Source organism: Actinoplanes sp. NPDC021490, assembly GCF_055562135.1.
On record NZ_JBVHFW010000002.1, the window covers coordinates 27,188 to 36,410 of the forward strand.

Genomic DNA, 9,223 nt, shown 5'->3' on the forward strand with positions numbered 1-9,223 from the left:
GATGCGCCGAGTCGTCACCAACATGAGCCTGTCCCTGGACGGCTGCTACGCCGATCCGGGGGACCCGCAGATGAAGTGGGTTCTGCCGTACGCCGTCAGCGACGTCGCCCGGGCGCACCTGACCAGCTTGTGGGAACCGGCCACCACGGCGTTGCTCGGACGCGTGAACGCCGAGGGGTTCCTGGGGTTCTGGCCCACCGTGATCGGCGCCGACGGGGTCGACCCGCGCGACGAGGCGTACGCGAAATGGCTTGTCGCGGCGGAGAAGGTGGTGCTTTCGAGAACCCTGACCGAGGCACCGTGGGAGCGCACGACCGTGGTCGACCGGCCGGCCCCCGAGGTGGTCGCCGGCCTGCGCGAGGAGGAAGGCGGCGACATCGTCGTGTTCTCCAGCGCGAGCGTGATCAGGGCCCTGCTGGCCGCGGACGAGGTCGACCGCCTCGCTCTGATGGTCTTCCCGTTGTTCCTGGGCGACGGCCCCCGCCTGTTCGACGGGAACCGGCCCGGGGCGAAGTGGAACCTGGTCAGCCAGACCGCCGGCGAGCACGGCGAGCTGGCTCTCGTCTACGACCGGGCGCGTTAACCGCGTTTGCCGTCGTAGGCCTCCGCCTGGCAGGCCAGGTCGCGCGCCTCATCGGGGGCCTGGTCGTTCCAGCCGGGGCCGGGCACCCACTTGCCGTCCTTCTTGACCAGCTTGCTGCCGTGCGTGACCAGGCACTTGTGGTAGTTCTCGTCGTCGTCGGCCCAGTACGGGTTCTTGTCCTCGTCCAGCTCCGGGGCGAGCACCGGCTGCAGCTTGCCGCAGACGGCGACGATCTTCGGGTCGGCGGCCATGATGCGGCCGTTGGTGCCCTTGGTGTTGCCGCGGGCGTCGACGTCGAGCAGCCCGGTCTCGGTGGTCCGCATCGGGATCCCGTTGTCGCGCAGGCACCGCATCCAGGGCTGACCCATCCGGGCCTGTTCCTCGGACGTGGTGTCGGGCCGGATCACGGGTGCGGCCGCCACCGCGGTCCGGGACGCCGGGGCGCTGACCGAGGCCACCTCGGGGGCGGAGGCTTCGGTGGCGGCCGAGCAGCCGGCGAGGGCGAGGGGCAGGGCGAGCAGGAGCACGAGACGCATGACGGTCCCTTTCAGGTTGAAACCGAAGGTGGAACGGAAGGCCGAAGCCGAGGTGGAACGGAAGCTCGAAGCCGAAGGTGGAACGGAAGCGAGGGTCAGGTGGAGGCCAGGGCGGTGGTCGGGGTCAGGCGGGCGGCCCGCATCGAGGGGTAGACGCCCGCGACGACGCCGACGGCGAGCGCGCCACCCAGCCCGGCCCCGAGCGCGACCGGCGGAACGACCGGCGGCCAGTTCTGGTGCAGCGCCCAGCCGACGGTCGCGGCCACGCCCAGCACGGTCCCAGCCAGGCCGCCGAGCAGGGACAGGGCGACGGATTCGGCCAGGAACTGGGTGCGGATCTGGCCGCGGTGAGCGCCCAGGGCCCGGCGCAACCCGATCTCGCGGCGGCGTTCCAGCACCGAGATGACCATCGTGTTGGCCACCCCGATCCCGCCGACGAGCAGCGCCACCCCGGCCAGCCCGAGGAACAGCGCCCCGAAGGTGGTCTCGGTGGCGCGCTTGGCCGCGAGGGCGTCGGACGGGCGGGTGACCCGCACGAGACCGGGCCGGCCGGGCAGCACGGTGGCCGGCAGCACCTCGCGCACGTCCTCGACGGCCGGTTCGTGGCTGCGCACGTAGACGACGGTCGGGCGGCCGTCGAAGCCGAGCTCGCGCTGGGCGGCGGGCCAGCCGACCAGCACCGACCGGTCGATCTCGGGAGCGAGCGGGATCGGCGCGAGGATGCCGGTCACGGTGAACCAGCGCCGTCCGATGTAGAGCTGCGGCCCGCCGTCCGGGTCCTCGATGCCCAGCCGGACGGCCGCCTCGGCGCCCAGCACCACGGTCGGCAGCGGCCCGTCGAGCCAGCGCCCGGCGCGGACCGTGCCGCCGAGCAGGCCGAGCAGCTGCGGGCGGGCGGCCAGCACGGTGGTGGCCTCGGAGTTGTCCGTACGCTCGTTGCGCGCCACGGTGCTGTGCGTGTTGGCCACGGCCGCGGTCGCGGTGACCGGGGCGATCCGCGCGGCCATCTCGGCCGCCCGCCCGTCGAACGACACCGGCGGGTTCTGGTCGGGCAGGGCGCTGGCCTGCAGCAGGTTCGTGCCCAGCCGGTCCAGGTCGCGCATCAGGGCCCGCTGGCTGGAGGCCGGAATGCCCATGACCACGACCATGGTGGCGATCCCGATCGCGATGCCCAGCGCCGACAGGGCCGCGCGCATCCGGCGTACGCGCAGGCCGGTCAGCCCGAGGGAGAGATGGTCCAGCAGGGACAGACGCGGAGTTCGCATCACGCGAGCGCTCCCGTGTCGGTGACGATCCGGCCGTCGCTGAGCTCGATCCGGCGTGGGAGGGCGGCGGCAAGGTCCCGGTCGTGGGTGATGACGGCGATGGTGGTTCCCTCCGCGTTGAGCCGGACGAGCAGGTCGAGCACCGCGTGGCCGGTCGCGGTGTCGAGCGCGCCGGTGGGTTCGTCGGCCAGCACCAGCGCCGGGTTCGTGACCAGGGCGCGGGCGATCGCGACGCGCTGCTTCTCGCCGCCGGAGAGCTGGTGCGGCCGGTGCTCGCGCCGGTGGGCCAGCCCGACGCGGTCGAGGGCCTCGTGGGCGAGCGCGGTGCGGCGGCGGCGCGGCACCCCGGCGTACAGCAGGGCGGTCTTGACGTTGTCGGTGGCGGTGAACCCGTCGGTCAGGTGGAACTGCTGGAAGACGAACCCGAGGCTGCGGGCGCGCAGCGCGGACACCTGGCGGTCGGACAGGCGGCCGGCGTCGTGACCCTGGACGGTGACCGTGCCCGAGGTGGGCCGCTCGAGGGTGCCCATCAGGTGCAGCAGCGTCGACTTGCCGGAGCCGGACGCGCCCACGATGGCCAGCAGTTCCCCGTCGGCGATGGTCAGCGACACGTGGTCGAGGGCGGTCACGCCGCCGCGGTAGGTCATGGTGACGTCGCGTACGGCGAGGGTCATGCCGCCGTCACCACCCGGGTGCCCTCGGCCAGTCCGTCGCCGCGCACCTCGACCAGGCCCATGGCGATCATGCCGGTCTCGACGGGGACCAGCGGACCGTCCGCGATCTGCAGGCCGTAGCCGCCCTCGCGCAGGGCCAGCAGCGCCGCGACGGGCACGGCGAGCACGCCCGTGCGGGACTCGCCCGCGAACGAGACGCGCACCGGGGCCGAGTCCAGGCTTTTCACCGTACGAGCGTCGACCGTGACGGTGACCCCGACCTCGGGCTGCTCGCCCTCGCCGGGCTGGGTCACCCGGTTGACGCGGCTCACCGTTCCGGCCGTCGTCTTCCCGCCCGGCAGCTCCACCTTCACGGCCGCGCCGGCCCGGATCGAGCCCAGGTCGCCGGCCCGCACCCCGACCGTGACCACCTTGCGGCCGGTGGTCACGGCCAGCACGCCCTCGGTCGCGGGATCGCCGAGCTGGGCGCTGATCTGGCTGACCCGCACCGGTCCCGGCAGCACCACGACGTCGCGGGGGTCGACCGAGCCGGTGATCGGCAGCCCGGTGTCGCGTTGCCACTGCTTGACGGCCGCGATCACGCCCGGGGTGTAGACCGCGTCGCCGGGCCGGGGCTTCTTCGGGGGCTGGTCGCCGCAGCGGTAGCCGAGCGCGCGAAGGTTGTCGACGATCACCCGGACGTCCCGGCCCGACATCGCGGGCTTGCCGACCCGGCGGAAGAGCGGGGTCGTGCCGTAGAAGGCGATCACCGGCTGGTCGTCGTTGCGGTACAGCACGCTGCCGCGTTTCACCGCCGTGCCGGCCGGGGGCAGCCAGGTCACGGTCCCGGCGGGCGACTTGATCACGCGGGGCGCGCCGTAGCCGAGGGTGCCGTCCATCGTGCGGGCGGTCGTCAGGTCGGTGCGCTCGACCGCCACGGTCGCGGCCGGTTCCCGCGCGGCCGGTGGCGGCGCCTCCTTGGTGCAGGCGGCCACGGCTGCCACGGCGACGGCCAGCACCATCATTCGTCTTGCTGAACGCATGCCGACGACCGTGCCCGGTGATCATCGGCGTCCGGTCGGGGATTTGTCGAGGGACTGTCAGATTTCGCGACGGCCATGATCGGGCCGCCTACAGTCGGGCGGTGCTCGCTCGAATCCTGATCGCCGAGGACGATCCCCGGCAGGCCGAGATCGTCCGGCGTTACCTGCTGGCGGCCGGCTGGGACCCGGTGGTGGTCGCCGACGGCCGGGCCGCGATCGCCGCCGTCCGCCTGCGGGTGCCCGACCTGCTGGTGCTCGACCTGATGATGCCCGAGGTCGACGGGCGCGACGTGTGCCGCGTGCTGCGGGTCGACTACGACGTGCCGATCCTGATGCTGACCGCCCGGTCGAGCGCCGACGACCGGGTGCTCGGGCTCGAGGTGGGCGCGGACGACTACCTGACCAAGCCGTACGACCCGAGGGAGCTCGTGGCCCGGGTGCGGGCCCTGCTGCGCCGCGCGGCCCGGCGGCCCCCGGTCGCCGACGGGATCCGGGTCGGCGGGCTCACGGTCGACCCCTCGGGTCACACCGTGCGTCTGGACGGGGACGAGGTGAGCTGCACGCGCGGCGAGTTCGCGGTGCTGGCCACCCTGGCCGCGGAGCCGGGCCGGGTCTTCACCCGCCCCCAGCTCGTCGAGCGGATCGGCGGGCTCGACCGCAACGCCACCGAGCGCGGCATCGACATGCACGTGGTCAACCTGCGCCGCAAACTGGAACGCGACCCGCGCCGGCCGGCCTACCTGGTGACCGTGCACGGCGTCGGGTACAAGCTGACCGACGGCTCGGCCGGATGAGCCGGACCGTGCCGTTGCACCGCAGTCTCGTCGTACGGCTGCTGGGAACTTCGATTTTGATCGTCGTGCTGGCCGTCGGCGCCGCGGCCTGGCTGGCCGCCCAGACGGCGACCCGGGCGGTGCAGCAGGAGCGCGGGCAGTCGCTGGCCGGCGACTCCCGGATCTACGACACGCTGCTCGGCTTCGCGGCCACCCACCGCAGCTGGTACGGCGTCGACGCGACCGTGCGGCGGCTCTCGGCCGAGACCGGGCGGCAGATCGCGCTGGCGCAGGCCGACGGCGCCCCGATCACGGGCACTCCCCCGGCCCAGCGCCCGGACGCCGTGCTCGATCCGCTCGGCGCCACCATCGACGCCCGGGCGGTCGGCCCGTACGCGCTGAGCCCGCGCGACCGGTCGGCCCAGCGGGCCCTGGTCGACCGCCGGGTGGCGTGCCTGCGCGGCCAGGGGCTGGAGGCGACGATCGAGGAGCTGCCGAGCGGCCGTTCCGTCGTCCGGATGGCCCCCGCGGTCCCGATCCGGAAGTACGACTGCCCGTTTCGTGAGGATCTGCCGACGGCCGGCGAACGCGCCGCGCTGGACAGGCTGAAGGAACGGCTCGTCCAGTGCCTCAAGGCCCGCCACCAGCCCGAGATCAGCTTCGACGGCCCCGGCTTCACCTGGCGTTACGTGAACGCCGACACCCGGGGCAACACCGACGACATCCAGGACTGCGTCGACTCGGCCCGCCGGGCCCAGCTGCGCCCGTACGTCGCCGCTCCGGCCCGCCTCTGGCTGAGCACCCCGGCCCGGCCGCCCGCGCCGGTGTTCGACCTGTCGCCCGCGAGCACCCGGCGCATCGCCGGGGCCACGGTGTTCGTGCTGCTCGCCGCGGTCGCCGCGACCCTGATCGTGGGTCTGCGCCTGATCCGGCCGCTGCGCGCGCTCACCGCCGCCGCCGACAGCGCCGCCCACCGCCCGTCGCCGGTCGCGATCGCCCGCCGCGACGAGATCGGCCGCCTGGCCGGGGCGCTCAACGACCTGGCCGAGCGCAGCGAGCTGAGCGAGAACCGGCGCCGGACGATGGTCGACGACATCGCCCACGAGCTGCGCAGCCCGCTGACCAACATCCGCAACTGGCTGTCGGCCGGGCGGGACGGGCTGGCCGACCTGGACGACGACATGGTGCGGCTGCTGCTCGAGGAGGCCGCGCTGCTCCAGCACATCGTCGACGACCTGTCCGACCTGGCCGACGCCGACGCGGGCACGCTGACCCTGACCCGGTCGCCGCAGGACGTCCCGGCCCTGCTCGGCCAGGTGGTCGAGGCGCACGGCGGCACGGTGGTCCTGCGCGCCGGCGCGAACCTGCGGGCGGTGGTCGATCCGGTCCGGTTCCGGCAGATCGTCGGCAACCTGGTCAGCAACGCCCTGCGCCACACCCCGCACGGCGGCCGGATCGAGGTGCGCGCCCTGCCCCGGGCCGGCGATCTGATCGTCGAGGTGGCCGACACCGGCGAGGGCATCGCCGAGGCCGACCTGCCACACGTCTTCGACCGGTTCTGGCGGGCCGACCGCTCGCGCGCCCGGTCGACCGGCGGCAGCGGGCTGGGCCTGTCGATCGCCCGCAAGCTGGCCCAGGCGCACGGCGGCGACATCACCGTGACCAGCACCGCCGGTGTGGGCAGCACCTTCACCGTCCGGCTGCCCCGCCGGTGATCGGCGACGCGACCCGGGCGACACTCTTGTCGGCGGCTTTCTCCCGGCGATTGCTGGAGCTCACTCATGACTGTCCTTGCCCTGCCCGCGAACCAGCCCGAGACGTTCTACCGGGGCGCCGGCCGGATCGCGTCGTTCCGCACCCTGCCCGCCCTGGCCGACCGCCCCGAGGACTGGGTCGGCTCCACCACCGACCGGTTCGGCCTCGGCCCGTCGGGGCAGTCGAGCCTGCCCGACGGGCGCCTGCTGGCCGGGGCGATCGCCGCCGAGCCGCGCTACTGGCTGGGCCCCGGCCGGGCCGACACGGGCGTGCTGGTCAAGCTGCTCGACGCGGGCCAGCGGCTGCCCCTGCACGTGCACCCCGATCGCCGCTTCGCCCGGCAGCACCTCGCCTCCCCGTACGGGAAGACCGAAGCGTGGGTGATCGTCTCGGCCCGCCCGGACGCGTTCGTGCACCTCGGCTTCGCGCGCGACGTCGAGGCGGGCGAGCTGGCAGCCTGGGTCGAGGGTCAGAACGCCGGCGAGATGCTGGCCGCCACCAACCGCATCCCGGTCGCGGCCGGCGACGCCATCCTCTGCCCGGCCGGTCTGCCCCACGCCATCGGCGACGGCATCCTGCTGGTCGAGGTGCAGGAGCCGACCGACTTCTCGGTGCTGCTCGAATACGAGGGCTTCGGCCTGACCGACGGCCACCTCGAGCTCGGCTACGACCTGGCCCTGCAGTGCGTCGACCGCAGCGCCTGGTCGCCGGCGCGCCTGGGCGAGCTGCGCGGCGGCGACCGCCTGCTGCCCGCGGCGGCCGACGAGTTCTTCTCGGCCACCCGCCACACCGGCGGCGACCGGCTGCCCCGCGGTTTCAGCATCCTCGTCGTGGTGGCCGGCTCGGGCACGCTGAGCGGCGAGCACGACGCCCGGCCGGTCCGCCGCGGCGACACCCTCCTGGTCCCGTACGCCGCCGGCCCGCTCCGCGCCGAAGGCGATCTCGAAGTGATCCGGCTGTCTGCCTGACCCGCTCTTGATCTCGTGGCGTAAGTTGCGTGAGGTTCCGGTACAACGAGGATCGTCACGGGCGGAGGTACGGGATGCCGGGTGCGTCGGAGCCGGGCGACGGCGTGCTGATCGAGTGCGAGAGCCTCGTGCGCATCTATCAGACCGGGCCGATCGAGGTCCAGGCGCTGCAGGGCCTCGACCTGGTGGTCGAGCGGGGCGAGATGGTGGCCGTGGTCGGCGCCTCGGGGTCGGGCAAGTCGACGCTCCTGTCGATCCTGGCCGGGACGGACGCGCCGACGGCCGGGCGGGCCCGGGTCGGCCGGTGGAACCTGCTGTCGATGTCGCGGGCCGACCGGGTGCGCTACCGGCGTCACACCGTCGGCTTCGTCCGGCAGCAGACGGCGGCCAACCTCATCCCCTATCTCACCGCCGAGCAGATGGTCGACCTGCCGATGACGGTGGCCGGCGTCCCCGCGGCCGAACGCCGCGAGCGCAGCGGTGAGTTGCTGGACGCCCTGGGCGTCGGCTCCTGCGCCAAACGCCGGCCCGGCCAGCTCTCCGGCGGGCAGCAGATGCGGGTGGCGATCGCGGTCGCCCTGGCCAACCGGCCGCACGTGCTGCTGGCCGACGAGCCGACCGGCGAGCTCGACACCGCCACATCGGCCGAGGTGTTCGCCGGGCTGCGCGACGTCAACCGCGACCTCGGCGTCACCGTCGTCGTCGTCACCCACGACCCGGCCGTCAGCGGTCAGGTCGAACGCACCGTGGCCATCCGCGACGGGCGCACCAGCAGCGAGGTGCTGCGCCGCACCACGACCGCCGACGACGGCGGCACCCACGTCATCGCCGAGGAGTACGCCGTGATGGACCGGGCCGGGCGCATCCAGGTGCCCCGCGACTACCGCGAGGCGCTCACGCTGACCCGGCGGGTCCGGCTGGCGCTGGAACCCGATCACATCACGATCCGGCCCGACGCGTGAGCGCCGCCCTGCTCGCCGTGCGCGGCGTGACCCGGACCTTCGGCACCGGCCCGGCCGCCGTGCACGCGCTGAGCGACGTGTCGTTCGAGGTCGAGCCGGGCACGATGGTGGCGCTGGTCGGCCGCTCCGGCTCCGGCAAGACCACCCTGCTCAACGTGATCGGCGGGCTCGACCGGCCCGACTCCGGCACGGTCGTCGTCGACGGGCTCGACCTGGGCGGCCTCGACGAGGACGGCCTGTCCCGGCTGCGGCGCGAACGGGTCTCGTACATCTTCCAGACCTTCGGCCTCATCCCGGTGCTCTCGGCGGCCGAGAACGTCGGCGTGCCGCTGCGGCTGGCCAGGGCCGATCCGGCCGAGCGCGAGAAGCGGGTGGCCCTGCTGCTCGACCTGGTCGGTCTGGCCGGCCATGCCGAGCAGCGGCCCGGCGAGCTGTCCGGCGGCCAGCAGCAGCGGGTGGCGATCGCCCGCGCCCTGGCCGCCTCGCCCCGGCTGCTGATCGCCGACGAGCCGACCGGCCAGCTCGACGCCGAGACCGGCCTGGCCGTGATGGCGCTGCTGCGCGGCGTCGTCGAGTCCGAGGGCGTCACCGCCGTGGTGGCCACCCACGACCCGGTGATGATGGCGCTGGCCGACCGGGTGATCCGGATAGCCGACGGGCACGTGACGCCGTGAACTCCGGGCTG

The 9,223-nt window shown here is 74.1% G+C and carries 10 protein-coding genes; 6 read left to right on the forward strand and 4 right to left on the reverse strand.

Going from position 1 to position 9,223, the window contains the following annotated elements; translation table 11 throughout:
• Position 1: 1 nt before the first annotated feature.
• Entirely contained in the window at positions 2 to 583 is a 582-nt protein-coding gene (locus tag ACZ3I4_RS04670; RefSeq protein WP_465380484.1) for a dihydrofolate reductase family protein, read from the forward strand.
• Here ACZ3I4_RS04670 and ACZ3I4_RS04675 read toward each other — a convergent pair.
• From ACZ3I4_RS04675 to ACZ3I4_RS04690, 4 genes are all read right to left on the reverse strand, one after another.
• On the reverse strand, positions 580 to 1,119 hold the full coding sequence (locus tag ACZ3I4_RS04675) for a hypothetical protein (RefSeq protein ID WP_465380485.1): 540 nt from the start codon (positions 1,117 to 1,119) through the stop codon (positions 580 to 582). The two genes, ACZ3I4_RS04670 and ACZ3I4_RS04675, sit on opposite strands and share 4 nt — an antisense overlap.
• Positions 1,120 to 1,214: 95 nt before the next feature.
• Positions 1,215 to 2,384 (reverse strand): ABC transporter permease, encoded by a 1,170-nt coding sequence (locus ACZ3I4_RS04680; protein WP_465380486.1) that lies wholly within the window; start codon positions 2,382 to 2,384, stop codon positions 1,215 to 1,217.
• Positions 2,384 to 3,058: an ABC transporter ATP-binding protein gene (locus ACZ3I4_RS04685; RefSeq protein WP_465380487.1), complete on the reverse strand. Its 675-nt coding sequence runs from the start codon at positions 3,056 to 3,058 to the stop codon at positions 2,384 to 2,386. Before ACZ3I4_RS04685 ends, ACZ3I4_RS04680 begins: the two co-directional genes overlap by 1 nt.
• Positions 3,055 to 4,080: a peptidoglycan-binding protein gene (locus ACZ3I4_RS04690; RefSeq protein WP_465380488.1), complete on the reverse strand. Its 1,026-nt coding sequence runs from the start codon at positions 4,078 to 4,080 to the stop codon at positions 3,055 to 3,057. The genes ACZ3I4_RS04685 and ACZ3I4_RS04690 overlap by 4 nt, the downstream gene beginning before the upstream one ends.
• A gap of 101 nt (positions 4,081 to 4,181) precedes the next feature.
• Between ACZ3I4_RS04690 and ACZ3I4_RS04695 the strand changes: the two genes are divergently transcribed.
• From ACZ3I4_RS04695 to ACZ3I4_RS04715, 5 genes are all read left to right on the forward strand, one after another.
• Complete coding sequence (locus tag ACZ3I4_RS04695; RefSeq protein ID WP_465380489.1) at positions 4,182 to 4,874, forward strand: response regulator; 693 nt, start codon at positions 4,182 to 4,184, stop codon at positions 4,872 to 4,874.
• A complete protein-coding gene (locus ACZ3I4_RS04700; RefSeq protein WP_465380490.1) occupies positions 4,871 to 6,568 on the forward strand; it encodes a sensor histidine kinase in 1,698 nt (565 codons plus the stop codon). The genes ACZ3I4_RS04695 and ACZ3I4_RS04700 overlap by 4 nt, the downstream gene beginning before the upstream one ends.
• Positions 6,569 to 6,634: 66 nt before the next feature.
• Complete coding sequence (locus ACZ3I4_RS04705; protein WP_465380491.1) at positions 6,635 to 7,576, forward strand: class I mannose-6-phosphate isomerase; 942 nt, start codon at positions 6,635 to 6,637, stop codon at positions 7,574 to 7,576.
• A 74-nt stretch (positions 7,577 to 7,650) separates the two neighbouring features.
• Complete coding sequence (locus tag ACZ3I4_RS04710) at positions 7,651 to 8,538, forward strand: ABC transporter ATP-binding protein (protein ID WP_465380492.1); 888 nt, start codon at positions 7,651 to 7,653, stop codon at positions 8,536 to 8,538.
• Positions 8,535 to 9,212, forward strand: a complete 678-nt coding sequence (locus ACZ3I4_RS04715) for an ABC transporter ATP-binding protein (RefSeq protein WP_465380493.1) — start codon at positions 8,535 to 8,537, stop codon at positions 9,210 to 9,212. Before ACZ3I4_RS04710 ends, ACZ3I4_RS04715 begins: the two co-directional genes overlap by 4 nt.
• Positions 9,213 to 9,223: the final 11 nt, after the last annotated feature.

What these genes read in the sequence shown, in the direction of transcription:
- ACZ3I4_RS04670 (WP_465380484.1), top strand. Translation starts at nt 2, where the DNA reads ATGCGCCGAGTCGTCACCAACATGAGCCTGTCCCTGGACGGCTGCTAC.
- ACZ3I4_RS04705 (WP_465380491.1), top strand. Translation starts at nt 6,635, where the DNA reads ATGACTGTCCTTGCCCTGCCCGCGAACCAGCCCGAGACGTTCTACCGG.
- ACZ3I4_RS04700 (WP_465380490.1), top strand. Translation starts at nt 4,871, where the DNA reads ATGAGCCGGACCGTGCCGTTGCACCGCAGTCTCGTCGTACGGCTGCTG.
- ACZ3I4_RS04710 (WP_465380492.1), top strand. Translation starts at nt 7,651, where the DNA reads ATGCCGGGTGCGTCGGAGCCGGGCGACGGCGTGCTGATCGAGTGCGAG.
- ACZ3I4_RS04685 (WP_465380487.1), bottom strand. Translation starts at nt 3,058, where the DNA reads ATGACCCTCGCCGTACGCGACGTCACCATGACCTACCGCGGCGGCGTG.
- ACZ3I4_RS04675 (WP_465380485.1), bottom strand. Translation starts at nt 1,119, where the DNA reads ATGCGTCTCGTGCTCCTGCTCGCCCTGCCCCTCGCCCTCGCCGGCTGC.
- ACZ3I4_RS04680 (WP_465380486.1), bottom strand. Translation starts at nt 2,384, where the DNA reads ATGCGAACTCCGCGTCTGTCCCTGCTGGACCATCTCTCCCTCGGGCTG.
- ACZ3I4_RS04690 (WP_465380488.1), bottom strand. Translation starts at nt 4,080, where the DNA reads ATGCGTTCAGCAAGACGAATGATGGTGCTGGCCGTCGCCGTGGCAGCC.